The sequence below is a fragment of the Neorickettsia risticii str. Illinois genome (genome assembly GCF_000022525.1).
In the GTDB taxonomy this organism is placed as follows: Bacteria; Pseudomonadota; Alphaproteobacteria; order Rickettsiales; family Anaplasmataceae; genus Neorickettsia; species Neorickettsia risticii.
In genome coordinates, this window is the sequence record NC_013009.1 from 679,444 (window position 1) to 706,435 (window position 26,992).

At 42.3% G+C, this 26,992-nt stretch carries 25 protein-coding genes and 1 tRNA gene; 9 read left to right on the forward strand and 17 right to left on the reverse strand.

Annotation, left to right across the window (positions count from 1 at the left end; all coding sequences use genetic code 11):
- Position 1: 1 nt before the first annotated feature.
- The 5 genes from NRI_RS03100 to ribA form a co-directional block, all read right to left on the reverse strand.
- Positions 2 to 1,243: a TraB/TrbI/VirB10 family type IV secretion system protein gene (locus tag NRI_RS03100; RefSeq protein ID WP_015816579.1), complete on the reverse strand. Its 1,242-nt coding sequence runs from the start codon at positions 1,241 to 1,243 to the stop codon at positions 2 to 4.
- Positions 1,221 to 1,379 carry a hypothetical protein gene (locus NRI_RS04205; protein WP_015816580.1) on the reverse strand — a complete coding sequence of 53 codons (159 nt, stop codon included), beginning with the start codon at positions 1,377 to 1,379 and terminating at the stop codon, positions 1,221 to 1,223. Before NRI_RS04205 ends, NRI_RS03100 begins: the two co-directional genes overlap by 23 nt.
- A gap of 6 nt (positions 1,380 to 1,385) precedes the next feature.
- Positions 1,386 to 2,111 carry a P-type conjugative transfer protein VirB9 gene (virB9, locus tag NRI_RS03105; RefSeq protein ID WP_238522982.1) on the reverse strand — a complete coding sequence of 242 codons (726 nt, stop codon included), beginning with the start codon at positions 2,109 to 2,111 and terminating at the stop codon, positions 1,386 to 1,388.
- Positions 2,095 to 2,772 (reverse strand): VirB8 family type IV secretion system protein, encoded by a 678-nt coding sequence (locus NRI_RS03110; RefSeq protein WP_041351643.1) that lies wholly within the window; start codon positions 2,770 to 2,772, stop codon positions 2,095 to 2,097. The genes virB9 and NRI_RS03110 overlap by 17 nt, the downstream gene beginning before the upstream one ends.
- 274 nt (positions 2,773 to 3,046) lie before the next feature.
- Positions 3,047 to 4,108, reverse strand: coding sequence for a GTP cyclohydrolase II (gene ribA, locus NRI_RS03115; protein ID WP_015816535.1), 1,062 nt, complete (start codon positions 4,106 to 4,108; stop codon positions 3,047 to 3,049).
- 229 nt (positions 4,109 to 4,337) lie between these two features.
- On the opposite strand from ribA, the gene NRI_RS03120 reads away from it, so the two are divergent.
- The 8 genes from NRI_RS03120 (at position 4,338) to NRI_RS03155 (ending at position 10,834) form a co-directional block, all read left to right on the forward strand.
- Complete coding sequence (locus NRI_RS03120; RefSeq protein ID WP_015816583.1) at positions 4,338 to 5,336, forward strand: pyruvate dehydrogenase complex E1 component subunit beta; 999 nt, start codon at positions 4,338 to 4,340, stop codon at positions 5,334 to 5,336.
- 348 nt (positions 5,337 to 5,684) lie between these two features.
- A complete protein-coding gene (locus NRI_RS03125) occupies positions 5,685 to 5,963 on the forward strand; it encodes a hypothetical protein (protein WP_238522983.1) in 279 nt (92 codons plus the stop codon).
- Positions 5,964 to 6,131: 168 nt separating this feature from the next.
- Positions 6,132 to 6,455 (forward strand): cell division protein ZapA, encoded by a 324-nt coding sequence (zapA, locus tag NRI_RS03130; protein WP_015816584.1) that lies wholly within the window; start codon positions 6,132 to 6,134, stop codon positions 6,453 to 6,455.
- A 5-nt stretch (positions 6,456 to 6,460) separates the two neighbouring features.
- Positions 6,461 to 6,544: transfer RNA gene (locus tag NRI_RS03135), tRNA-Leu, on the forward strand.
- A 27-nt stretch (positions 6,545 to 6,571) separates the two neighbouring features.
- Complete coding sequence (gene tig, locus NRI_RS03140; RefSeq protein ID WP_015816537.1) at positions 6,572 to 7,873, forward strand: trigger factor; 1,302 nt, start codon at positions 6,572 to 6,574, stop codon at positions 7,871 to 7,873.
- Between the two features lie 12 nt (positions 7,874 to 7,885).
- Complete coding sequence (locus NRI_RS03145; RefSeq protein ID WP_015816585.1) at positions 7,886 to 8,515, forward strand: ATP-dependent Clp protease proteolytic subunit; 630 nt, start codon at positions 7,886 to 7,888, stop codon at positions 8,513 to 8,515.
- Entirely contained in the window at positions 8,499 to 9,701 is a 1,203-nt protein-coding gene (gene clpX, locus NRI_RS03150; protein ID WP_015816538.1) for an ATP-dependent Clp protease ATP-binding subunit ClpX, read from the forward strand. Before NRI_RS03145 ends, clpX begins: the two co-directional genes overlap by 17 nt.
- An 833-nt stretch (positions 9,702 to 10,534) precedes the next feature.
- Positions 10,535 to 10,834, forward strand: coding sequence for a hypothetical protein (locus tag NRI_RS03155; protein ID WP_011452136.1), 300 nt, complete (start codon positions 10,535 to 10,537; stop codon positions 10,832 to 10,834).
- On the opposite strand, the gene glyS is transcribed toward NRI_RS03155, so the two are convergent.
- The 3 genes from glyS to NRI_RS03170 form a co-directional block, all read right to left on the reverse strand.
- A complete protein-coding gene (gene glyS, locus NRI_RS03160) occupies positions 10,829 to 12,919 on the reverse strand; it encodes a glycine--tRNA ligase subunit beta (RefSeq protein ID WP_015816586.1) in 2,091 nt (696 codons plus the stop codon). The genes NRI_RS03155 and glyS overlap by 6 nt on opposite strands.
- Positions 12,912 to 13,775: a glycine--tRNA ligase subunit alpha gene (locus NRI_RS03165; RefSeq protein WP_015816587.1), complete on the reverse strand. Its 864-nt coding sequence runs from the start codon at positions 13,773 to 13,775 to the stop codon at positions 12,912 to 12,914. The genes glyS and NRI_RS03165 overlap by 8 nt, the downstream gene beginning before the upstream one ends.
- An 89-nt stretch (positions 13,776 to 13,864) precedes the next feature.
- Positions 13,865 to 15,058 (reverse strand): pyridoxal phosphate-dependent aminotransferase, encoded by a 1,194-nt coding sequence (locus NRI_RS03170; RefSeq protein WP_015816539.1) that lies wholly within the window; start codon positions 15,056 to 15,058, stop codon positions 13,865 to 13,867.
- Between the two features lie 291 nt (positions 15,059 to 15,349).
- On the opposite strand from NRI_RS03170, the gene ssb reads away from it, so the two are divergent.
- The gene (ssb, locus tag NRI_RS03175) at positions 15,350 to 15,805 is read left to right on the forward strand and encodes a single-stranded DNA-binding protein (protein WP_015816588.1); all 456 of its coding nucleotides are present in this window, start codon (positions 15,350 to 15,352) and stop codon (positions 15,803 to 15,805) included.
- Between the two features lie 135 nt (positions 15,806 to 15,940).
- On the opposite strand, the gene NRI_RS03180 is transcribed toward ssb, so the two are convergent.
- The 9 genes from NRI_RS03180 to lepA form a co-directional block, all read right to left on the reverse strand.
- Positions 15,941 to 16,531: a COQ9 family protein gene (locus NRI_RS03180; protein ID WP_015816540.1), complete on the reverse strand. Its 591-nt coding sequence runs from the start codon at positions 16,529 to 16,531 to the stop codon at positions 15,941 to 15,943.
- A gap of 15 nt (positions 16,532 to 16,546) precedes the next feature.
- The gene (fsa, locus tag NRI_RS03185; protein ID WP_015816589.1) at positions 16,547 to 17,191 is read right to left on the reverse strand and encodes a fructose-6-phosphate aldolase; all 645 of its coding nucleotides are present in this window, start codon (positions 17,189 to 17,191) and stop codon (positions 16,547 to 16,549) included.
- A gap of 3 nt (positions 17,192 to 17,194) precedes the next feature.
- Entirely contained in the window at positions 17,195 to 17,530 is a 336-nt protein-coding gene (locus tag NRI_RS03190; RefSeq protein WP_015816541.1) for a hypothetical protein, read from the reverse strand.
- A complete protein-coding gene (atpD, locus tag NRI_RS03195; RefSeq protein ID WP_015816590.1) occupies positions 17,531 to 18,955 on the reverse strand; it encodes a F0F1 ATP synthase subunit beta in 1,425 nt (474 codons plus the stop codon).
- Positions 18,956 to 19,093: 138 nt separating this feature from the next.
- A complete protein-coding gene (locus tag NRI_RS03200; protein ID WP_238522984.1) occupies positions 19,094 to 21,556 on the reverse strand; it encodes a hypothetical protein in 2,463 nt (820 codons plus the stop codon).
- A gap of 53 nt (positions 21,557 to 21,609) precedes the next feature.
- Positions 21,610 to 23,862: a VirB4 family type IV secretion/conjugal transfer ATPase gene (locus tag NRI_RS03205; protein ID WP_081436408.1), complete on the reverse strand. Its 2,253-nt coding sequence runs from the start codon at positions 23,860 to 23,862 to the stop codon at positions 21,610 to 21,612.
- A gap of 93 nt (positions 23,863 to 23,955) precedes the next feature.
- Entirely contained in the window at positions 23,956 to 24,294 is a 339-nt protein-coding gene (locus tag NRI_RS03210; protein ID WP_187146004.1) for a TrbC/VirB2 family protein, read from the reverse strand.
- 234 nt (positions 24,295 to 24,528) lie between these two features.
- The gene (locus NRI_RS03215; RefSeq protein ID WP_015816592.1) at positions 24,529 to 24,876 is read right to left on the reverse strand and encodes a TrbC/VirB2 family protein; all 348 of its coding nucleotides are present in this window, start codon (positions 24,874 to 24,876) and stop codon (positions 24,529 to 24,531) included.
- 185 nt (positions 24,877 to 25,061) lie between these two features.
- On the reverse strand, positions 25,062 to 26,852 hold the full coding sequence (gene lepA / locus NRI_RS03220; protein ID WP_015816593.1) for a translation elongation factor 4: 1,791 nt from the start codon (positions 26,850 to 26,852) through the stop codon (positions 25,062 to 25,064).
- Between the last annotated feature and the right edge of the window lie 140 nt (positions 26,853 to 26,992).

Consider the following 26,992-nt stretch of genomic DNA (forward strand, 5'->3'; position numbering starts at 1 on the left):
GTCAGTTAAGCATTTTGTACTCTTGAAACGCAGCTCTCGGAAAGACCATGTCCTGGTTTACGAATACCTTAAGCCTTGTGCCCTGGTTCACAGTAATTGTTGGGTTCACGTCAGCCGTGCGCTTGACATAATCCGTCACTTGCTTTGAAGCATCTTGAATAGCTTGCACAGCAATAATCGCACCCGGAGAACCTTTCACCTTCGAGTCATCATCATTTTCATCCTTCAGTGACGGCCTCTTTTTAGGAGCACTCATCTGACTTTTACTCGGACCCATTATCCTATCTACTATCATACCGCTCGCTACCCTAGCTGTAGCAAGGAGGATAGATGTACTCATAACATTAGAAACTTTGTTATTCACAGTCCCTCTCACCCCAGCTCTACCAAGCGAATCCACACCATTAAAGCCACCCAGATTTATATCTATTCCGTTAGGGAGAATGATACGCGACCACGTTATATCAACTCTGGATTGCGTAAAAGAAATGTCTGTTGAGTATGAACCTATAAGCCTTGAGCCTTTAGGAATTAAAATCTGGTTACCTGATTCAGAAAAGACGTCCCGACTCACGACCGCGCGCACTTTCGCTTTCAGATCGGTGTTCACAGCTGTCTCAAGAACAGCATCCAACATTTTGCCCTCTGTGAGCACATAATCCAAATCCCCAACGTACCCAGCAACTATCTGCCCCGGCGTCCTGGTCAATTCCTTATCTTCAGGAGCAGTCGTATCTCTCTGTTGAAGCGATCTCCTTAACTCACCTAACTTACTCGGATCAAGAAGAGAAGCTGGATCGGAAATACTAATCCCACTAGACTGCCCTTCGGAAGAGGTAACCCCTCCCCCACCAAAGGCAATCATGGGAGTGCTTCTATTGTATTTATTTACGCCACTACTTACCTTACCAGGTGGATCCATAGCGCTGGACGCAGAGCTAGGTGGCGGAGGAAAAAATGACGGAAGAGACGGCCCAACTGCAGGCTTAGATGGAATAACAGGAGGCTTCTCTGGTATAGCAGGAACAGGTATTGCAGGTAACTTTGGAAGATCAGACATCTTTGGCGGAAGAAGCACAGGCGTGACATCATCCTTTGGCACGAGAAAATCCTCCTTCGTATCGGTTTTTATCTCCTTATCCGGGACAACCCTTTCTTCAACCTGAGTTTCTCTCGCTGGACTATGTGTATCTTCCTTCTGTGACTCGTTGGAAAAAAACTTATATGCAAAAAAAAAACCCAACCCCAACAATCAAAACATAGATGAGCTTCCTTTTAAGGTTCCCACTTTGTATTCCAGAACCTCTGTCACTAACCTCTACAGACTCATCACCTATACTAAACTCTTCCAAATCGTTGTTTTCCTTATTTCCGCGCATAACCAACTACTCCAAATCATTATTCACCACTTCCAACATGGAATCCTTGTAACGCAGATGCAATTTCTTATGCACACCTTCTATCACCATATAATCCTTAAACCGCCACATCCTAGCTCGAGTCTCACTCCGATCTGCATTCACGATGAAAATCCTAGGAATATTGCTTCCCTCAAATTTGAAAAAAGTGAGTCCAAGATTATTCATCACTTCTTTGAGCTCAAAATCTGCCTTCCCGCTAAAAGAGTAATTTCGACGAAGAGAACTATAATCTAATTCGTATAATTTACCCCCCACAGAAAGTTCACCCATACTTGAAGCATCCGAGGAGACCTCATCAGGATAGTGAAACCTTACCATATAGTTAGTCTCACTCACTTTCCTTTTTTTCTCGTCATCTTCGGAGGCACTAAGCAAATCAAACACGTAAGTACGCTTATCAGTAACTACAACCATGTTCGTTGAAAGTCCCTTTTCAAGAGGTCTCAGGAATATTTTTTCACCCACAGGATTTACACTCCAACCAACACTGTTGCCAAGAGCTATTGTTTTGATTTTCTCCTTATCAGAAAACTTTATAAAAGACTGATATCCATAACTCGTATCCACCCGGAAGATTGTGCTCTCCGAATAGACAAGAGTTCGTATACGCGGATCATGCTCTAGGGCATGTGCTCGCGTGCAGAAAAGTGCGAAAAACACAACAAAAAACAACTCACGAATGATCATCATCTACCTGATAAGAAACAACAACAAAACCAAGAGGATTGAGGCGCCTATCCTCTTCTGAAAGATCAAGGTCCATATAACTGTATCTGACAGACACAATCTTATTTGTGACACTCACCCCGCCATCACTACTTACGAATCTTATAGTAATTCTCATCTGAACCGTATCACTGTCTAGATGTCTTATGGAGCGAACTTCGTATTTAGAATCCGCTACATTAGCATATAAGTTGAGTGGACTTGTAGGATTACTCAAGGAGAGAGATCCCTTAAACATCGTATAAAGGCGAGGATCTGAAAATACCCTCACTGTAGTGTAGTAATCGTAACGATACGTTGCAGGATGAAAAACCTCCCTTGCCTTTACGTACTGCGTAACAAAATAATTCGTTATTGCCCTGTTTGCAGAATATTCCTTTACCGTAGCAGGATTGACGCGTGCTATGGTTCCGGTTTTCTTGGAAACCTCGATCACGAAAGGCTCTATCGTTCTTGAACTACTAACCGCGAATAAAGCAAAAACAACTAACATGAGGGCCACTATGACCCCCAAGTTCATCACCACAAGAAAGTTCCTTTGCAGAGTAACCCGCCCTATGTGCTCCTCGTACCAGTGGGCCACCTTTTGTTTCGCTTCGCTTTTGCTTTTGAAAAACCTCACCATACACCCATCAGAAATACAGAACGCAAACCACACTAGACAAGATCTAACAACAGTTCCTTAGTAAAATATCAACTCCCGTAGGCAAAACAACAAAAAAACAACACTGCAACCAAAAAAGAGAAGAACGAGAATCAGCAATTATGAACAGCACTCAGATATACTACAGTATCCAGCAAGATGCTACATAAGCAAAGGAATAGGTCGCAGCAATCCCACAAGAAAGACCACAAAAAACGTAAAGTAACCCTGAGTTAATTTCAAAAAGGTTAAAAACCTAAGCGATAAAAATATGCCCAAGCTTCTCAGATTTCGTCTGAAGGTATTTGCGATTATAGGGATTGCTCCTCATCAAGATTGGCACACGAGATGCAACGTCTACCCCTGCGGAACTGAGTTGACGGATCTTCTCCGGGTTATTTGTAATGAGCCTAACTTTTTGGATACCAAGATCTTTTAGAATAAGCTTTACCACTCTAAAATCACGCTCGTCATCCTTAAAACCAAGACAGTAGTTTGCTTCAACTGTGTCAAGACCCTTATCTTCTTGCAGATTATATGCGCGTATTTTGTTCGGTAATCCTATACCTCTACCTTCTTGCGAAAGATACAGTATTATTCCACCTACTGGATCCTCAGCAATCTTCTTAACTGTATCGTGTAGTTGATCCCTGCAGTCACACGATAAACTACCCAGCAGGTCCCCTGTATAACAAGAAGAGTGCACCCTAACAAGTGGCTCCTGTGAACTTAAAGGGTCACCTATAATGATTGCATAGTGCTCTTTCAAGATTGAGCGGTAACACACCATGTAGGAATCCACGTTCTCTCTTATTCGTATTTTTGCTTCTGAGACGCGAGTAATATGTTGCTGCACCAGCCCTCTCGATATTGCATCTAAATCCATTACTTGTAACCCATTGGAAAGAGCAAAATTCAACATATCTGTGCGTTCCGGGAATTCGAGTGTAGAAACAAGGACCTCTGGCAGAAGCTCAGCCATTTTTGCAAGCACTATTAGCAGCTCCTCTTCCTCACTAGCAGGAATAGTCTCTGCTAACCTCATCAATAATTCCAACCCCAACCTGAGTTCTTCAACTACTTTTAGAGATAATCTCACACTCTGATTATTTGAACTGCCGGAATGAAAACTAATGCGCTCCGCAGACAACAAAAGTGAGACTCCTACTTTTCCGTAACTCCTAAAGAATCCGTCTACATCGCATGAATCACGTGGAGCAGCAACAACGACCCTAGAGGAACTGCAAAAAATCACCGGGATACCAGCTTTGAACGCGCACAAAGCAAAAGCCACTTGACGCTCAGGGGACAAAGACATCGGAAACAAAAAGAAAGGCTAGAACGAAGAAAAACGACTTCATCTATATACTACCTAAGAACACAATCTAGGGACTGCTGATCAACAATCGGCACAACGCAAATGTTACCGCACAACCAACGCATTTGCAAAACTCACACTACAATGGGTTCTAATTTAAGAAAAAAACTAGCAAGGTAGCGCTAAGTGGACTATCATACTGTTCTGTTAGCCGATCTTTGAAAGCACAGTGACAAAAATCACAGTAAGGGAAGCAATAAGAAATGCAATGGCCGAGGAAATGCGCCGTGACTCCGACGTTTTCATTATCGGTGAAGAGGTGGGTAAGTATCAAGGAGCATATAAAGTAACACAAGGACTCCTCGAAGAATTTGGCGAAAAAAGGGTCGTGGATACGCCGATAAGCGAACATGCTTTTGCAGGCATAGCTACTGGAGCGGCTTTTGTAGGTCTGAGACCAATAGTCGAATTTATGTCATTTAATTTCTCACTACAAGCGATGGACCAGATTCTTAATTCTGCTGCAAAAACGCATTACATGTCTGGTGGACGTTTGAGCTGTCCTATCGTCTTCAGAGGACCTAATGGGGCCGCTGTTCAAGTAGGCGCACAACATTCACAATGTCTTGCTGCGTGGTATTCTCACATACCCGGTTTAAAGGTGGTAGCTCCATACTTTGCGTCCGATTGTCGTGGATTGCTAAAATCAGCGGTGAGAGATAACAACCCTGTCGTCTTCTTAGAAAACGAAAGGACATACGGGCTCGCACATACTCTCACTCCTGAGCAGGAAGCAGAGAATTACTTGGTTCCAATTGGAGAGGCAAACGTTCTCAGGAATGGTACAGATGTCACGATAGTGACGTTTTCGATTTGCGTAGGACTAGCACTTGAAGCAGCAGAAGCGTTAGAAAGCGAACATAACGTAAGTGTTGAGGTAATAGATTTGCGTACACTTAGACCGCTAGATTTCGAAACGATCATTAAATCCCTTAAAAAGACGAATAAATTAGTCACACTAGAACAGGGTTTTCCCGTCTTAAGTTTCGGATCTGAAGTATCAGCAAGGATCATGGAGGAAGGCTTCGATTTGCTAGATGCACCTGTGGTCAGAATTTCTGGCAAAGACGTTCCAATGCCCTACTCTAGTGCACTAGAAGAGCTAGCTCTTCCACAACTACCTGAGGTGATAGAGATCGTAAAGAGGGTAGCCACACGTAGGATCTAGTTGCTTACCTCGGTCGTAAATCCACGCTGCGATGCGTCAGGGGCTTGGGGCATCTGCCATTAAATTTGAAGCGGTGGGTATGGGTTGTGGCTAGAATCACTTATCAGGAAGCTCTGGTTCCATAAATTTATCTAAAGAACCGACAAGACACATCAACTATCCTCGTACTCAGCCCTTACCGCTTAAGCGAAATGAATCTACTAGAAGAAACACGGATTCAGGATCAGCCTATTGGAAGAATGTAGTGTTTACACGAAAATTGGCGAAGGGCTTCTTGAATGCTATTGTACATCTACGCAAATCGTGGGAAATTTCCCGATTTTTATAGCTAGTTGAAATAGTGAATTGGTGATACAGGAAGGCATGACGAAGAAAAATCCGGTTTCGTTTCAAAAACTTGACTTTGCACTGAAACACCTTGAAACAACAATCCTGAGAAGGATTCAACTTGAAAAAATAAAAAAACAGCAGGAATGTGAAAAATTATCAACCGAAATAGCAGAGCTGAAAAGACAAATAAGCGTGCACCTAAACGAAATTAAAACTCTGAGAAGTATAATCGGAGAGACTGCTGCAGGAATTAGTGAAGTCATAGAGATTATCGAAAAGGTCAATCATCAGCCATAAGTAATTGCATTTTGACTGGATCAGATTCCAGTAAATTAGACTGATCCTGGTAGACTTGTGATAAGTCTTCGGATTGCACTTCCATTTACCTGAGTTACACTGTAGGCAGTACGGGAAAGCAAGCTTTATTTGCAATACCTATCCTTCTCAGAGCACAGAAGAATTTCCATGAACACGCTCATAACAAAAAATATTACTATAAACGGTACCGAGTACAAGGTAGCCTGCCCAAAAGAAGACGAAAATCGCATAGAGTACGTTTCAGAACGATTGGATCGGCGGGTCAAAGGAATTGCAGCAGCGTCACATTCCAAATTAAACGACGCCACCCTGCTCCTTTTCGCTGCCCTGGAACTAGAAAATCTTCTCCTAGATACTACTACTGAAGATATAGCTTGTACTAGAAGTACAAAATATCAACAGGAAAAAGTTATTGAGTACGCTACAGCGACTATTGAAAATTTTATCAAGCACGTAGAGAATATGGGTTGACGCGTGCGGACGTGGCGGAATTGGTAGACGCGCTAGACTTAGGATCTAGTGGGCATCCCGTGGAGGTTCAAGTCCTCTCGTCCGTACCAGGATGCTTTAGGCTTAAGTCCATCTCTATGCTATTGAAAGAAGTTTGTAGTCACGGTTTAAAAAGAAAATACGAGGTCGAAGTACCGGCGTCTGCTATAGATGCTGGTTTCAAGGAGGCTGTTGAAGATAGGATAAAGAAAAACGTTTATCGGGGTTTCAGGAAGGGTAAGACTCCATTCGACGTCGCTGCGAAACAAGAAGAAGGCCTGATAGATAGTGTTATCGTCGACCAAGTCTACAGGCACTGGTACGACGTTAAACAAAGTGAAAAGCTCGTCCTTTTCAATAACCACGAAGAGATTATAGGTATAGACGCTACAGCGTACAAGGAGAGTAAAGCTGCCGTTAAGTTCACTGTCGAGTGTGAGCTCCTCCCACAGATCCCGAAGATAGACTTTTCCCAGGTGAGTGTCAAAACAAAAGCATTTGAGGTATCTAAGGAGGACGTAGAAAAGTATAAACAAAAAGTGAAGGAACAACTCGTCGACTGGGTCGATCTTACTCAATCTGACTCAATAGAGAGGGGAGATAGGGTTGTTGTGGATCTGCGCGGTAAAGTTGGCGATGAAGCATTTAGAGGTGGCCAGCTTGATAATTTTGAATGTCAGGTCGGTGATGGAAAAGTAATTGCTTCTCTAAGTGATGGGATAATTGGCATGAAGGTTGGTGAAGAACGCTTCATTCCAGTTTTGTTTCCGGAAGATTATCATGACATTGCAGTTGCAGGTAAAAATGCTGTTTTCCGTACTTTAGTAAAAAGTGGAAAGAGGTCGCAGAAAGTGTCAGATCCAGAAGCTGCACTACTCAAGTGGTTGTCCTGCAAAACAGATGACGAAGCTAATGAAAAAGTGAAAATGCTCGTCACCTCGGAATGCTCAAAAAGGATTAATGAACTTCTCAGGAGACAGATCGAAGCACAATTGGAGAAATATGATTTCCAAGTTCCAGAATCGCTTTTGGAAAGACAAGAACGCTATGTTAAGGTTGATCTTCCAAGCATTTCTGCAGATGATCTTAAAAAAGAGGCTATGCGAAGAACTAGACTTTCGCTTATTCTGGCTGAATTTGCGGCAGAGAGAAATATATCGATTGATAAGACCGACGTTGCTCGTCATCTGCTAAATGTTTCCATGGCTGCTGGTCTAGATTCAAGCTATTTAGCAGAGATATACAGAAACAATAAGGACTTTGCAGGTTCGGTAACTCTTAAATTAATGGAAAGTAAGATATTTGCTGTATTACTAGAAACCGTCCAGAAAGAAGCTGAAACTTCGACGGTTGATGAAATACTCAGTTTTACAGAAGAAAAAATTGGGGCACAGGCATAGATGCAAATGGAAATGGATACTCTTACCAGAGAAAAAATGAATCTTGTTCCGATGGTAGTTGATCAAACACCTCGGGGTGAGAGAGCGTATGATATATTTTCAAGACTCTTGAAGGAACGTGTTGTTTTCCTCACAGGACCGATAGAGGATGGGATGGCTAGTCTCATAGTCGCGCAGCTCCTTTTTCTCGAAGCAGAGAACCCTGAAAAGGATATTTTTATGTACATTAACTCTCCAGGTGGTGTCGTGACCGCTGGCCTTTCGATATATGATACAATGCAGTACATAAGACCATCTGTCTCAACCGTTTGTGTTGGTCAAGCTGCTTCTGCTGCCTCCTTGATACTCGCTTCTGGCGCAGAGGGGAAACGTTTTGCTCTTCCGCATTCGCGGGTGATGGTACATCAGCCCTCTGGTGGGGTGCGGGGCCAGGCAACCGATATGGAGATTCACGTAAAAGAGATATTACAGCTCAAGAGAATGATCAATGAGATCTACCGGAAACATACGGGTGAAACAATAAAGAAAATAGAGACATTGCTCGAGAGAGATACCTTTCTGAGCCCGGAAGAAGCAAAGAAGGTTGGCTTAATTGATGACATAATCACACAGAGGAAAGAGGGTAGTGGTAAACAAGAGTGATCTAGTTCCGAAGTGCTCTTTTTGTGGTGAGACGGAAGACAAAGTACGGAAACTTGTTGCGGGCATGTCTGCATTTATCTGTGATAGATGTATAGCGTTATGCTCTAACGTACTCAGTGAAGAAATTACTCTTGAAGCAGCTTCTGCGGAAAGATTCACTCCGAAGGACATAAAGAAATACTTTGATTCGTTCATCACAGCTCAAGAGGACGCCAAGAAAATACTTTCTGTTGCAGTCTATAACCATTACAAGTGCTTTGTGGGTAGTAGATCTAATTCGAAGGATGTTGAAATCACAAAATCTAATATTCTCATCATCGGTCCTACTGGCTGCGGAAAAACACTCTTTGCAAAGACATTGGCACGCTTTTTGAATGTACCGTTCGCAATTTGTGACGCTACAAGCATTACTGAGGCTGGATATGTAGGAGACGATGTAGAAAACATCTTGAGGATGCTCCTACAATCTGCTGACTACAACGTTGAAGCAGCACAAAAAGGAATAGTGTACATCGACGAGATTGATAAAATTTCCAGAAAGTCGGACAGTCCATCCATAACAAGAGATGTCTCTGGTGAAGGGGTTCAACAAGCCTTGCTCAAAATTATGGAAGGGACAATTGCATCTGTTCCTCCTCAGGGCGGACGCAAGCATCCAAACCAGGAAACAGTACAAATCGATACGACTAACATATTGTTCATCTGTGGTGGTGCTTTCGTCGGGTTAGACAATATAATTGCAAACCGTCGAAGCATTAACACAATGGGGTTTAAATCTGAGCTCCAAAGTAAAGAGGTTTCTCCAACAATACTGAAGAAAGTCGAACCCGAGGATCTGGTTAAATTTGGTATGATTCCTGAGTTTGTTGGACGGTTGCCAGTAATTGGCGTGCTTGATGAATTAACGGAAGACAATTTAGTAGAAATACTGTCGGTGCCAAAAAATGCACTAGTAAAACAGTATGTATGCTTGTTTGGAATGGATAATATACAACTCTCTTTTAGTGATGAAGCACTCAAAACAGTAGCTCGTGCAGCAATCAAAAGAAAGGTTGGTGCTAGAGGGCTAAGGGCAATTATGGAATCTGTACTACGTAATTACATGTTTGAACTCCCGAGTAACAAAGATGTTAAGACGCTTATTATCACGGAGGATATAGTGCGCGCAGAGATGGCAAACACTTAGTGCTGTTCCAGCCACTTGGACACCATGTGATTCATTATGGGGAATCTTTTTACGGTGTGAGATACCTGTTTCTCTCTCAGGAAGATTTTTTGTCAGTATAAAAGAAGTTCAGTAACGGTTTGCGAGCCGGCGATGTGTTTTGGGCTTTCTCTCCTTTATTTTTAATTCCAAAATTAGAAGGGTCACCTCGTGTCATACGTTAATTTGAGTGCTGTGAGATATAGAAAAAGCCCTAAGCCTAATAAGAGGGGCTAATGCTATGAGAATGAACGTAGCTACATTTCGTAAGTTCGTATACTTTAAGAAAATTTCTATCACGAACAACGCCCAGGACAGGCTTCTGTCTAAATAGATAATCCTTCAGCTTAGATATCCTTAAAGTTGCTAGTGTCACAAAGCTATCACTAATCATATTACAGTACTAAGAAGCACCTTAGAAATAGCACCTTCTTCACATATTTTCAAAATTTACTTCTGCAGAAGCACCATAAATTTAAATTCATCAGATGAAGTGCACACTTCTCCCAATACATAACGACCATATGTGCAAAATTTTTCTATTCAAAAAGTACCCAGGTACATCAAGACATAGGCAACCTACTATAGCAAGATAGTATTAAATACGGATTTCTCAACTTTTGCTTCCACTGGTTCAGCATTTAAGTTAAGTAATATGGCATTCGTTAATAGTAAAAGAGTGTATGATTAATAAATATACTTTTAAAGTGTTCTGTAACACTAGAAAAGAGTCAACTTTATTGTTCTGCCGGATATCTTTTAGAGCACCATAAAATCATACCCAACAAATGGATTGCTAACCGGAGATTCAGAAAATGACTGACGAATTCTTTCTACGGAAAATAATTGAGACAAATAGAAACAATGCAGAGAGAGCATTATGGCGGGCTGTAATACTTCAGGCCTTCATGGATTCCCTCACAGAAAGCAAGCGCACTGAGGATCGTCTAGCAAGAATTTCAGCACGCGGATGGCTTTTAGGAATGTGCCATGACTTTAGGATAGTGTGCGCACTTGCAGGATATGACCCATATTACGTAAGGAGAAGAGCCCAAAAATTTATGAATGAAAAAAAACAACTGAATCAGCTTCTCAGGAAAATAAAAGACTCATGAAAAGTTCCTGGACAGGATCTCAAAATCACATAATTCATTTAAAGTTTCACTTATTGAGAGTAACAAACCGATGCGATTCTTCCTAAGTTCAGGATCTTCAACATTAACAAGTACACTATCCATAAAAACCGTGATCGGCTTTAAAAGATCAGCACACCGTGAAAATGCCATTTCGAAATTACGCTCCTTTAGGGCATTACAAAAAAGTGACTGAAAAACCTCAAACTCTTGTACAAGGCTCACCTCTTCTGGCAGAACGAGTACTTTTTTACTAAACTTTGCTTTAGCAGAACCAGAAAAGCCCTTAAGGATACCCATCATCCTTTTGTGAAGCTGCACGAATTCAGCACCATCAGCTTGCTTAAGCCATTCAGAAATAGCAATACACTTCTCAGTTAGCACTAGAGGACGCGTGATTCCACCACTAACCGCAGCAAAAACTGCTTGGCTCACACCACTTTTAAGTAGTAGCGCCTTCAGGCGCTCGGAAAAGAAACTTAATGTGAAATTCACAACATCATCTTTCCGCTGCTTCTCTTCATCAGAGCTAGCACCAATTTTTTTGATAAGAGAAAAAAATAAAGACGAGGGATACAAATCAATCGCTTTCATTAAGAAAACCTGGAGTGGGACATCCAGTTTATTTTCTATGATGATACGCAACACACCAATAGCTGCACGCCTTATACCAAGCGGATCACGAGTGGAAGTAACTTTCTCTTTTACGCTGATCAAGCCAACTAAAGTATCTATTTTATCAGCTAGTGCAAGCGTCACTGTGACAGGAGCATTCGGGCAAACATCTGCCGCATCAACGGGCAAATAGTGATCCCTAACTGCATCAATAATTTCAACATCTGTCTCACCACCAAGGTTTAAGTAGTGAGAACCTACAAACCCAGCCAGTTTAGGAAAATCACGGACAAACGTCGTCAATAAATCCAGCTTGGCGAGCTCAGCTGCTTCTTCCACCTTTATAATGGAAGCGTTCGGTACCCAAAACGCAATAAATTTCGCCAATGCCCTGACACGTTGTACCTTCTCACGAAAGCTACCCAATTTCTTGTGAAAAATTAGCTGTTTCAGTTTTGGCCCCAGTTCACATAGAGGAGTCTTGGAATCAATCAGAACCATGGATGCTGCATCAGCCAATCTTGCTGTAATCACGCGCTCATATCCTCTAATTGGTGCATTACTAGAAATCGAACTCACAACCACAAATTTATTCAGCAATCTACCATTTTTTGACACCGGAAAAACCTTCTGGTGAGAAACAATAACTGTTTCTACGATACACTCATGGAGATCCAGAAATGATTGCGGGAATGATCCCATGAGCACATTAGGCGATTCGGTAATTCCAACAACCTCACTTAATAACTCCTCCGTCACGCAGACAGAAAATCCATGCTCGGCTTCTAGTTGAGATATTTGCGCTTTGATGAGATTCTCCCTTTCAAACTGTGACAGAACAACACCACCCTTCATTAAAAGGGACTTATATTCCTCAGCAGACGTGATTTTGATTTTCTTCAAGGCTGGGTCAACATGCGCGCCTATCGTTACTGCACCTGCAGTATAATGATGGAACTGCACGGGAATGACAGATTTTCCAAGCATGCAAACAATGCTTTTTATTGGTCTGATCCAGTTTAGAGAATAATTTCCCCATCGCATTGACCTAGGCCATGAAAAACTCCTAAGTATATCCTCAGTACGTTGTCTCATGACCTCATCTATACAGAGCACTTTTCCTACAACTGGAGCAAAATAATATTCTTTATTTCCAATACTCTTGATATATAGATTCGAAGCACTCGTGCCCATTGAGGTGGCGAATCTCTCCACAACCGAAAGATCTGAACCAACACTTGGACCCTTTTTATCAACTTTTTTATTAACAGGATCGCTGTTTACATCGTCTATGAGTACTGCTATTCTCCTGCAACTAGTAAAGACTTCTATCTTTCCAACACTTAGGTCCTTCGTAGCAGACGAAAAAAGGTCAAAAAAACTTTTCTGTGCATAACTTTGGAGAGCTGCGGGTATTTCTTCAGACAAAATTTCTAGAAGAAACTTAGGCACAAGACCCCTCCTGTTCTACAAAGAGCTCACAACACTGCTTCACCAAGCCCCTGATATCCAAGATGTACTTAGCTCGTTCACTGACGCTTATGAAGCCCCTAGAATCCATAAGATTCAATATATGGCTTGTCTTGACGCAATGGTCGTATGCAACAAGTGGCAACTTTCTCTCTATAAAAATTTTTGCTTGGGCAGCATTATCGTTGAATTGACTCAACAAGAGCTCATACTCATAGGACTCCAGGGCCGCAATGGAAAATTGACGCTCATTTTCGCCATAGACCTCCATATACTTCACAGTGTCCTTGGAATAGAGCAAGTTTCCCACATTGTCAACATCCTGCATATACATTGCAATCCTCTCCAAGCCGTAGGCCAGCTCTCCAGGAATACTACTTAGCGCGACCCCACCAACCTGCTGCATGTATGTAAACTGCGAAATCTCCATTCCATCACACCAGACTTCCCAACCCATACCCCATGCACCTACACTCGGATTCTCCCAATCATCTTCAACGAAACGTATATCATGATTACGTATGTCGATACCGACGTGTTTTAGGCTATCTAGATAAAGGTCCTGTAAATTATCTGGGGAAGGTTTTATAAGCACTTGGTACTGGTGGTGTTGATACAATCTATTTGGGTTCTTTCCATATCTCCCATCGGCCGGACGTATTACGGGTTGAACATAAGCAATCTTTGCATCCTTAGCTGAAATAGAAGAAAAAATTGTTGCAGGATGCAGAGTCGCGGCACCAAGCTCACTCGTATAGGGAAGCAAGATAGAACAACCGTATCCACTCCAATACTCTTCCAATTTTTTTATAAGACTGTAGAAACTACTTATGGACATCACAAGCCCAAGTATTAAGAGCTCAGTATAAACCAAAGGTAAGGAGACATTCAATCACCTTACCTTGGGAAATTAACGACTAATAATCCTCATTTGAGCACTTTGAACGCATTAACTATACGCACACAAGCTTGCTCCAGCAGATCCATTGACAAGGCATAAGAGATCCTGAAATATCCTGGTACTCCAAATTCCTCGCCAGGCACAACCGCAACAGCATGTTCCTCAAGAAGATATTCCGCTACATCAGAATCCGTTTTTAATTCAAAACCACTAGGACTCCTTTTGCCGAAGAAGCCCGAGCAACGGAGAAAAAGGTAAAACGCACCATCTGGTTTATAACAACACAACTCAGGCAACACAGAAAGCATCTCAACAGCCTTATTTCTTTTCCTTTCAAAAACAACAAGTCTATCAGAAAGAACCTCTTGTCCAGAGCGCAGTGCTCCTATAGCGGCAACCTGTGCTATCGTACATACACCAAATGTACTGTGCTCCTGTAACCTACAAACTAGAGAAATAACTGTCTTATTTGGAATAGCGGCATAACCCACTCTCCAACCGGTCATAGCATAACATTTAGAAACACCGTTCACCAAAATTATGCGCTCCCTCAACTCCGGCGCAACATTGGCAATATTGAGAAAGTTAGACTCCGAATAAGTGATATGCTCGTATATGTCATCGGATATGATATAAACCTGCGGATGCGCTTTCAGGACATTTGCCAACTCTCTGAGTTCATTTTCATCGTAGCACACCCCAGATGGATTATTAGGAGAGTTAATCAGTATTGCCTTGGTTTTTGTGTTCAGTGCTTCCTGTATTGCCGTGATATTCATTTTAAACTTTTCTGTGCTTGGCACGACAACAGGCTTACCTGAAAAGATGCGCACCATTTCGCAATAGGAAACCCAATAAGGAGCAATAAGCACAACTTCATCCTCGGGATTAAGGAGGGCACCAAGGATATTATACAACACTTGCTTTGCACCATTACTCACGACAATTTCATGCGGTGAATAATGCAAGGCATTATCACGAGCAAACTTCGCAGCAATCTCCTCGCGGAGCACCATTGTTCCAGCAACCGGAGAATAATTATCATCACAATCTTTTATGGCCTGTATAGCCATTTCCTGCCCTAAGAAAGGTGTAGAAAAGTCGGGCTCTCCTATACACAAGGATATCACATCCCTTCCACGCGCCTTCAACTCACGCACCCTACGCGCAGCCTCAGCCGTCGCAGAAGGTTTAATGCTCTCAATCTTTTTTGACAACATAAATCAAAACTCAATTAAATAAATTTGCCCCTTCCTCAAAACACGGACTTTTGAGTCCTTTGTCATATTTGGCAACACATGAAGTAAGCAACAACAATAGGCAGATGGATAAGACTCGCATTGTATGGCATCTCGAAAACAGCTCAATTCTAAGTCAGCAGAACTGATCTTTCAACAAATGAACAAAAAATGTGCCCGATGAGTTGCGCACGTAACAGTAATTTGAATCCTAGTTCACGAAACTGTTTCGTGATACTCTTTTAAGCCGTCCGGATGTGTATAGGATATAATATGATTAACAAAGTTATTTTGATCGGCAACCTTGGTAAAGACCCGGAAATACGCACTATGGCTAATGCAAAGCAAGTGGCTACTTTCTCATTGGCAACAACCGAAAATTGGAACGATAAAAATACGGGGGAACGTGTTTCAAAAACTGAATGGCATCAGGTAGTTGTATTCAACGAGCCTCTAATCAAGGTGATAAGTAACTACGTAAATAAAGGTACTCGGTTGTACATCGAAGGTTCACTCCAAACAAGGAAATGGACGGATAACAATGGCATTGAGAGATACACAACCGAAGTTGTGCTAAACCCATTTAATTCGGTTTTAAAGATACTCAGCCCGCAGGGGAGCACTGAAACCCATTATTCCGGAACTCCGTCCAACAACACAAGATCTGATTTGGGAACACCAGCAGCCCATGTTAATGACGTCTTAGATGATGACGATATTCCCTTTTGATTGAGAACCGTTTTTACGAGACGTGCTTTTGGCTTCGGATTCAGTTGCTAGGACTTTGCACATGAGCTTATGTATTGATCAAGCGGAGTGTGGAACTGTGAAAATTGTTTAATGTGCACCCACATCAAACGTGCATCAGTTGTACCTTTCCATTTTCTCAATTAGTCTCGCCTTAATCTTTGCGAACGCAACAATGTTTTTTATTCTCTTTCTTAGAAAGTCCCTACTTTTTTCGAAGCCATCTGAATAATCGTCAGCAAACTTAGCCATAAAAAGTGAATTTAAGGCCATTAGCGTGGCTCTTTTACTGTAAAAGGAGAAACCTGTGGCAATATCACCAATAGCATGCCATAGAGAATCAGATAAAGAAAACGAGCATCGCAGTGACTCGATAGAGTTTCCAGGTTTGAGCGCGAAACAAAACTTTGCTTTAATAAATTGTCTGTAGTTTTTAAATTCCGAGTACACTAGTGCCCTATTCCATAGAACAGATTCTATCTTTTGCGAAACTCCTCCAACTGTGTAGTCCGAACAAAGCAACGCCTTCTGCGTTACGTAATCTTCAAAAAATTCGAGAAACGTCACAATGCTCTCATTGTAGCGATACAGAAGATCCTCCGTTTGAGTCTCCTTTGCTGCAAACAACAACGCGGAATAATTCAACCCCATGAAATGGACAACATCAACAAATTTAGTTGTCAACTTTACAAACCTATCATCTTTCATGAGTAGCAAAAGAACTTACTTATCACGTTTGGCCTCTTTATAGTCTCTCATAAAAATCTCCAGACCCTTATCGGTAAGTGGATGCTCAAACATTTGTTTCAGGATTTTCACCGGCACGGTTACTACGTGTGCCCCAAGTTTCAAAGACGTGAGTACATGTTCTACACTTCTGATGGAGGCAGCAAGTATCTTCGTTTCATACCTATCCTCATACAGCTGAGCAATTTCATCTATCAGTAGTACACCCTGATGACCAATATCATCGAGGCGTCCAATGAAAGGTGAAACAAAATCGGCACCTACGCTAGCAGCAAGGACCGCCTGAGCAGCAGAAAAACAAAGGGTAATATTCACCATACACCCACGTGCTTTCAGTTTGGAAGCAGCTCTTATGCCATCTTCAGTGCATGGAAGTTTGACAACAACATTTTTTGCGATACCAGACAGGTGCAAACCTTCATCTACCATTTCAGATGAGGTAATAGACACAACTTCAGCACTCACAGGACCACGTACAATATTACAAATTTCGCTAATAACATCCTCATGTCTGCGCCCCGACTTACTAATAAGAGTCGGATTAGTTGTCACACCACTCACGAGACCCAGCTCTACAGCTGACCTTATCTCATCTAAATTTGCTGAATCAATAAAGAACATACTTCAGGCCTCCATTTGCTTAACCACACGAGCAACTACTTCAGCATCGCGGTAACGTTTTAAAAATTCTTCGTCCACTAGTTCGATATCCAGTACGGTCTCGGCTGTTAGAACATATGTTTTGTCTTGGATCCTTAGAACTGCACCCTCAACAAAAAATTTCTTCTTTATCCCATCAGCAAGAACCAGAAAGATGAGTCCATTTTTCAATGCAAAAACAGACGGTTCATGCCCTGTAAGAACAACGAATCTCCCACTATCTGTATCACCCCCCAAACTCACGACGTGCAACTTTCTGCACTCAAGGGGAGTAAAAATACTAAGCTCAAAAGTGGACATCTATTTCTCCTTTAGACTAATGGCCTTTTCTCTTGCCTCGTTCATGTTACCAACCATATAAAAAGCAGCTTCGGGCATATCATCACATTTGCCCTCAACCAGCTCCTTGAAACCGGCGATGGTATCTTTAAGGCTCACGAATTTGCCCGGCTGGCCCGTAAAGACCTCTGCTACATGAAACGGCTGAGACAAAAATTTCTCAATTTTCCTTGCTCTATAAACCGTAAGTTTATCTTCCTCGGAAAGCTCTTCCATGCCCAAAATCGCAATGATGTCTTGAAGGGATTTATAACTTTGAAGAATTCCCTTCACCTTTTGTGCAACCTCGTAATGTTCTTGACCCAACACTTCCGGAGAAAGAATCTGTGCACTAGAAGCAAGCGCGTCAACTGCGGGGTATATACCGGCTTCAGCAACTTGTCTTGACAGAACAGTTGTAGAGTCTAGGTGAGCAAAAGAGGTAGCCGGAGCTGGGTCGGTAATATCATCTGCAGGAACATATATCGCTTGCACAGAAGTAATGGAACCGTGCTTAGTGGAAGTAATACGTTCCTGTAGCCTTCCCATATCCGTCGCAAGAGTTGGTTGATATCCTACCGCCGATGGGATTCTTCCCAACAAAGTAGAGAGTTCTGCACCAGCTTGAGTGAATCTAAAGATGTTATCCACAAAGAAAAGTACATCCTGGCCTTCTTTGTCACGAAAGTACTCAGCCATGGTGAGGGCACTCATCGCAACTTTTGCACGCGCACCAGGAGGTTCATTCATCTGACCATAAACCAGGACAACCTTAGATTTCTCAGGATGTTCCTTATTGATCACCCCCGATTCAACCATTTCGTTGTAAAGGTCATTTCCTTCTCTGGTTCGCTCACCAACACCTGCGAAAACAGAGAAACCTCCATAAGCCTTCGCGATATTGTTTATAAGCTCCATAATAAGAACAGTCTTTCCAACTCCTGCACCACCAAAGAGACCAACCTTACCCCCTTTGGAATAGGGCGCAAGCAAATCGATTACTTTGATCCCCGTCTCCAGAATTTCAGAGGAGGTACTCTGCATATCAAACTTAGGAGGCTCTGCATATATTGAGGAAACTTTATTGGGTTCTGGTACAGGGCCCCCACCGTCTATAATTTCCCCAACTACGTTAAAGATTCGCCCAAGGGTCTGTCTACCAACTGGAACACAGATCGGCTTTCCAGTATCTTGGACGACTTTATCTCTTGTCAAACCATCCGTCGAATCCATCGCTACAGCGCGGACTATTCCATCTCCCAACTGCTGTGCAACTTCTAAGTATAGGGTCTTTCCATTATTCTCACAGGTAAGAGCATTCTCTATTTTTGGCAATGCGCCGTCCTCGAACTTTACATCAACTGTTGGACCAACGACTCGAACTATTTTTCCTGTACTTACTGGCATCAAAAGACTTACTTAGAGATCACTCAGGATCACATTGTAAGGTATACACAAACTTTTTCAAATCCCTGGGACACACAGCAACTTTGCACGAAATCCAACAGACAAGACAAAAACAGTCCTTCGAAAACGCAAGCGTCTCTACTTCTTAAACATTTGACAACGTACACGAATCACACCTGCACCACCACCCTGTTGCACCTCATCAGGAACTTTGTCAGGACTATCAGCATTACTCCGGACACAGTATTTAGCTGGACAACCACCTCTGCCATATTTAGCAGTTTTCTTACATTCAACCCACTGTTTGTCAGAATGTAAGCCCGCTTGTGCTAACGCATTCTTCTCTCCTTCATTTTCACGCTCGAGCGCTGTACATATGGCTTCTTCGGGCTCGGTATAAGATGGTTGACGCGTCTTTAGATCATAATACGGAACAGACGAGTGACACGGCAAAAGCGCTAATTTTCCAATAACAGATGGTTTATAGACTTTATTTATAAACCTGTCCTCAAATTCACTACCAAACCGATTAAATTCGTCCTTCTCAGGTGTAGCAGCCTGGTGCACTTTACCACCACGCGCAGCAATCAAAATGCTACAGTGCTCTTTCAGATACTCCTGATTGCGAGGGTCTGCCCTCAAACATCCAGAACCACCATCAGCAGAAGAACTTGAATCACACTCGTAGTCTTTATCACCGGTTACACGAGGATTATAACGTTTCTCAAAACTATCCTTATCACATACGTAAAGAATCGAATCTCCACCATCATTTTCACCGTCTTTTTCACCACCTCCAAGACCGACCAGGGGGAGCAAAACCTGATCCGAAGCTAAGATATTCATAAAATCCTTCGTGATCATTCTAACCGCCACATACTCACCGGAATTGCCTCCGCTCATACCACTACCAGCAGAACCACCACCTAGTGCTTCTATTTCAACTATATCACAACTTGCATAACTACCATTTTCACCCTCCCAGAATGGATCAATGGTGACCCTGTTATGCGCTTTTTCGCGATAATTCGGCGCTTTTACTTTCTGTCCACCGCCCTTAGCAGGGGAATCAATGACAGCCCTATAGTCATAACAGAGACCATCTTCTTTTTCGAAAAAGCACAGACCCTTGTATAGTGGCGTAGCAGGAACATAACATGGACCACCTCCACACTGGTTTAGTGAGTACCTGTTCTTGTCATAATCGTCAGGCAAAAAAAACGCTATCCCTTCAAAATTAGAAAACCGGGTAACGGCATATTGCACACCTTGGGAAAGATGTTCTAAGGAATAAAAAGGTCTGTTACAAGAGCCCTTTCCATCTAGATCCCCCTTAAGACAGTATACCGCCTGTTCCTCATATCTATAATTAACAACCTTAGTTTCAGACTCCGCTTTATAAAAACCCGTCCGCCTATCAAATGTTAGACTGTCCAGAACTGACTGCTCCGTATGTGGAATATCTAACGCACGTTCTTCAGATGGCATACTCTCACCATCCTTGATTCTATAAGGGATAAATTTTTTGATATTTTCTCTAAATAATCTTATTCTATCGTTGACAACAGTCATATATTCTTGAGGTAGGGAGAGTACATCCTTTGGACAGAGCACATTTCCATCTGGATCATTAACGTAACGCAATCTTGGTTGGTAGCCAGATGGACATACCTCAGCTCCTTCATTTTGGCAATGCAGATCACCCTCATTGCCTATAGAGAACTTTCCGTCACCACAAATAGGATGTGTTTTCTCGCTACCAGAATCTTCAGATTTATTCTCTACGCAAATATACCCACCAACGAAAAACCCTTTCTGGCAGAGCGGACCAGCACATTTGTCTTGCTCTTCTTTTTTTACAATGAGAGGTCTAAGGTACGGAATTGTTTTTTTACCAATGCACAGACCAGAACCACTTTCACAAATCCTTAAACCCGAATAATCCGTAGAACCATACCTATTAAAACAATGTTCTCGTTGAGCCTCACTTTCTCCACCAAAAACTTGGACCACTCTTGCACATATCTGATTCCTTGTCAGCCTTTTTTCGACTATGATCGGACCCGCCTTACCCCCTTCACTGTGGATCACTTGCCTGTGACTTTTGTAGTCCGTTGGATCTGGATAGTCGATGTTATACGTACTCATGTCATTCAAAGTTGAGACCACTACACGCAGCTTAGGATGCATGTAGTCAGAAGACCGCACTGGAACAACAGTCACCCTAGGCAAGTTGCCAAGTGTCTCAAAAAACGTCGGTGGCATAGGAAGTGGAATCAACATCACACACCCGAGCGGCATCCCATCAATTGCAGTTTTTTTATCACAAACCGTAACCTGCCTTGCACACAAACACTCCTTAGTGTAGTTTACGCTTTCTGAACTGCTCCAATCCGTGCAGACATCGGTTGGTTTTTTGAAACAAGACTTATCGCACCAAGCAGCTTTCGCACGCACGTTTGTGGGGAAAATATACTTACAATCATTAGCGGTAAGGGTCACGAAATCAGAGGTTGTCGTTGAATATACATTAATTGCGGGTTCCACAAAGCTACCTGTATCGTATTCAGGTAAAGAAACTGGCTGCTTAGACTTGCACAAAGCCCCCCTCGGAGAGCAAAGACATAGAAAAAACAAAAGCAAGAGAAATTTCTTCAGTTGCATTCGCGGCAAAATATCGGTAACCAAATAGCGGGATTATTGCCTGCTTCCCGCATAGCAGCCCTCATTTTCTCAATCCTTCCACGAGATGACAAAATTTTCATCTCATCAAATAACAAACAATCAAACTTAAGAATCACAGAATTGCGATTTTGATTAAGGAAGAAACATTTCCCGAAAAGGGATGCATCATCAAGTGTACGCATGACAGGAGAAGAGATAGTGAAGAATTTATTATATTCTGCTGGCAAAGTATCACTTAATGGCAAGAAGATCCTCGTGGTGATGTATTTCTTTCCTACTTCACCCAACTTTTCGAGAAAAGCTGTATTCTCAGCTGAGAACAGAATCATACCACCGTATTCACTCACTTTACGGAGAAACGACTCACACTTTGACAACGAAGAAAAAAGCGTCTTAAAACGAGCTGGGCTCTGTATCACGATTATAAACGGCTTCCCGGAATGCTGACGAACTTCAAGGTACTTTGCAATCATGTAAGACGTGATAGACGAAACAACTCTTTCAGGCAAAGACAATTTACCCAGTGAAAAACCAAGCTTGTCATCAAGCAACCAGTTATTTTCAGCGTCAACGGCAAAAATGTGTCCATAACTTTCTTGAAACACCGAAAGCTCACCAAAAATGGGTTGAAGATATACGGCACAGTCAGGTAGACTTCTTTTACCCGGCGGAATTTCAGATATCCTTTTCACCGCTTCTGCGATTTCTTCGCTTTTGACATCCTTAGAACAAAAGGCCGATAGAATGTCATATAAAACATCTGCATCAGTCACATCAAGTAAATTGCACTTAAATGAATCATCTGCGACCTGCAAGTAAGAGCCTTCCAACGCATGTACAAATACTTCCGAAAGACACTGATCATCCACTATCAAGAACTCAGCACCGAGCCTCACAACCGACTCTAATAAGAGAAAATTCTGCAGCTCGATTCTATTAGATTTCTCTTTACCAAAGATAATAGCGTGGCTCTCGCTTTTAGCGTCAGGAAAACTAAAGTAGTGCAACTCCCCTTCAAGCGAAACGAACTTTGTAATGCATTTACTTACATCAGTCAAAGCAGAACGAAAATGCGCATGCGTAAAGGCAAATGAATTGACCTCTTTCAGTAAGACTATCTCCCATTTTCTCATCCTGGAGAAACTCCCAGGTAAGTTGCCCCAGAAAGTATCTTCTAAAAGCAGGTCGTCACGTACAATCATGAAACCTCGCTGCGAGAAAAGCTTTTCACAATTTGCGACAACAAGACAAAGCTCCTCTAAAGAATCTGCAAACAGCGTCACCTTGAAGGAGCGCTTACAGAACTCTTCCTGCCTCTTCTCATTCATATGCTCCGCAATAACGTCTTTAGAAGAAGCACTCTGATAAGCTGTGTCACTCACAACCCCTGTTAGCTCAAGACTTTCCTCAAAGGTATTCCTAATATCCTCCTCCGTAGTCTTTGTTATGACTTCTGTGATTACCATCCTGTTTTGGACGCCCAGAAACCTTGCTACAAACTGAACATCCTCAAGGTTCCTAAAACTCTTTACCGAAAAGCTCGCACCAAAAGTCCTTTTGTCTCCATGTATCTCAAAGGTATTAAAACCGAAAAATACCTTTCTGTCAGAAAGAAGTTCTGTTGATATATCTCTAACACCACTCTCGAGACCAGTTTTTGAAATCCCAAGCAACGCGGAAAGAAAACTCATTACCCCTGCTTCACAGAGGAGCACAGGCTGGTATTCTGCCAATTCCCTACAAACCACCGCAACCGCATCTTCCAAACCTTTTATGATTACCTTGGAGGCAAACTCATCAAACCTCTTTAGCAGACTCCTAAGCAGGAAGTCGACCCGCCCGATTGCACACTCAAGAGCTGACCCTGATACAATGGAGATGAATACCTCGTTTGAGAATCTACTCTCTTTTTCTATGAATTCGCGGTAGGCATTAGATAAGCTCGCTGCAAATCCGTCCATATTCACATTCTCAGCGCTGACAGATTTAACAGGCGAGCGCACCACATTGATCCAGAGAGCCAAACAATCGAACTCACCTGAATAAAGGACTTTTTTGCACAAAGAGCGCATCCTTTCCAAAGAAGATGTGGTGAACCTAAAATCTGATAGTTTCACCACCCTTACCAGAGTACCATTCGCGTTCAAAACGGTGCTCGAGTCGTAAAAACAAGAGGCTTGAACATTCCGTGAGACTTCCTTCGTATACAAATCACCTACCATGATCCATCGCACCGATGAGTGAAACAGATACACCTTGAAAAAGGATTAAGGAAAAACTCGCAACATAAGACCCCATACTTTCGCAGACATTGACTATTTCCCTCCACCGCCTGCAACTTGGCCCCCTGTACACTTGTAGTCAGTCCCTAAAATCCAACCCATAATCGTTTGTGCACCAAAGACGAACATTATTCCTGCTGCAACAATGAACAACATACCTATGGACACCTTCCCCACAAAGAAGCTATACCCCGTTATAATAATCACAAGTGTCGCTATAGCCTGCGAAATCGGACCAGAAAGTTGGGTCACTATGTTACAAATCACACGCGACACTATACTATCATCCTTATCTGGACCAGCGACAGCCACTGGCGCTGCCAGCACAAACATACAACATAACATCAAGCACCAAAGAAATGTCTTCTTCATTCTGAAAACCTTTAAAACCACCATTCATGGGCATTGTATGTTAGTAATGCTAAAAAATCTATGATCATGAAATAAGCAAAATGCCTAAAATAGTCACAAACCTACCTTATACAGAGCACTCTAGAATGCTGCAGATCCTTCACAATGGCTGTCGGGACAAGATAATTAGAAATTTATCAGTCCCTAGAACGATGGAAAAACAGTTATGAAAACCTGAAAAACACAGCCGGCATTTTATTTTGCTTGCGCACCCTGGACAATACTTCCGCCTTTGCACTCATAAGCTCTCTGACCAAGTATCCAACCCATAATCGTTTGTGCACCAAAGACGAACATTATTCCTGCTGCAACAATGAACAACATACCTATGGATACCTTCCCTACAAAGAAGCTATACCCAGTGATAATAATCACAAGTGTCGCTATAGCTTGTGATATCGGACCAGAAAGTTGGGTCACTATGTTACAAATCACGCTTGACACTACATCACTACTCCCACTACTGGACTTTCGCGCTTCTGCTGGCTCAACAAACAAAAGTATGCAACATAGCATTAAACAAAACATTGCTATTTTACTCATTCCCTCTTTCCTCCCAAGCAAGGATCTCAGGGGATTCTATAGCAAAATTATTAAATCATTACTTATCCATTTGGATAAAAAAGAAATTTCTTATCACCTAACTGCAGGTCTAAAGGAAAGATCATTTAGCAAAAGCAATACTAGAGGAAAGCAAGAGCACATAACCAATCCCTTAGAGAGGACAATCATGGTTTTACTTTTAACGCCTCTATAAACGCATTCTGGGGAATGTTTGCCTTTCCTATGCTATGCATTCTCTTTTTACCCTTCTTTTGCTTTTCGAGGAGCTTCATCCGTCTAGTTCTGTCACCGCCATATAATTTTGCAGTAACGTCTTTCCTATATGGATTAACAGTTTCCCTTGCGATGACCTTTCCTCCTATTGCAGCTTGTATTGCGATTTTATACTGCTGTCTAGGAATCAACTCTTTCAGGCGCTCACATATTTCCCTTCCGCGTCTTTCAGCATTTGGACGGTATATCATAACTGAGAGAGCGTCTACCTCCTCACCGTTAATGAAAATGGAAAGCTTCACAAGCTCACTCGAACGATAACCATGAATCTCCCAATCCAGGCTAGCATAACCCTTCGATACAGACTTCAATCTATCGTAAAAGTCAAAAACTATTTCAGAGAGCGGTAAGCTATATGTGAGAATCGCTTTGTTATCTACATAAGCTAGATCAATTTGTTCGCCCCGTTTTTCATTACACAAGTTTATAACCTCCCCTATGTAATCCCCGGGCAACATTACAGAGGCTTTTATCCAAGGCTCCTCTATATGATCTATTTTACTTGGGTCAGGCATCTCCGTTGGATTGTACAACTCTAAAACGGAACTATCTTTCATGTGAATCCTGTATACAACACTTGGCGCCGTGAGAACAAGAGCCAGATCGAACTCCTCATCTAGTCTTTGTGTAATTACCTCCAAGTGCAACATACCCAGGAAGCCACATCTGAAACCATGCCCCAAAGCCGATGAAGACTCCGATTCAAATGTAAAACTTGAATCATTTAGATGAAGCTTTTCCAAGCTCTGACGCAGCTTTGCGAACTCATCTGAACTGACTGGAAAAAGGCTACAAAATACAACTGGCCGAAGCTGCTTGAATCCAGGCAAATGTTCCGTACATGGGTTTTTCGCATCTGTTATCGTATCACCGATATTACAGTCCCTCGCATTCTTTATTGATGCAGTTAAAAACCCTATTTCACCCGCACTGAGCTCAGCTACATTTCTTTTTTCTGGAGTAAAAATTCCGACCTTTTCGACAGAGTATTTATTTCCATTTGACATCATTTCAATTGTCATACCACTCTTTATTGAGCCATTTTTTACACGGACGAGTATCACAACACCAAGGTAAATGTCGTACCAGCTATCAATCAGTAGAGCTTGAAGCCGTTCACTTACATTACCTTCTGGTGGTGGTATGTATTTCACAATGCTCTCAAGCAAATCCGCAATTCCTATGCCTGATTTAGCAGAGACCTCAACAGCATTTTCTGTGCTTATACCAATCACGTCTCTTATTTGCGCTCTTACCCTTTCTGGTTCAGCCGAATCCAAATCAATTTTGTTAATCACCGGTATAATTGCGTGATCATTGTCTATTGCCTTGTAAACATTTGCGAGGGTTTGTGCTTCCAGACCTTGAGTTGCATCCACAATTAGTAAAGAACCCTCACATGCTGCAAGAGATCTACTCACTTCATATGAAAAATCCACATGACCTGGTGTATCAATCAAGTTGAGCACATAATCTTCAGCATCCTTGGCGGTATACTTGAGCATTACCGTCTGAGATTTGATTGTGATACCTCGTTCTCGCTCTATTTTCATTGAGTCAAGCAGTTGCTCCTTCATTTTTCTCGGATCTACGGCTTTGCACTCCTCCATTAATCTATCAGCAAGTGTTGACTTACCATGATCTATGTGAGCAATGATTGCAAAGTTCCTAATGTTTTTCATGAATCTTTCTCAGTACGGATATTCGGGGCAACTATACCAGAAGAGACAAGACATACAGCGCCTTACCCCATCCATAAGCCGCGCACATTCGAAATAGTCAGGTTTCTAAAAGCGCCACAGCAACCCTAAATCACCAGGAG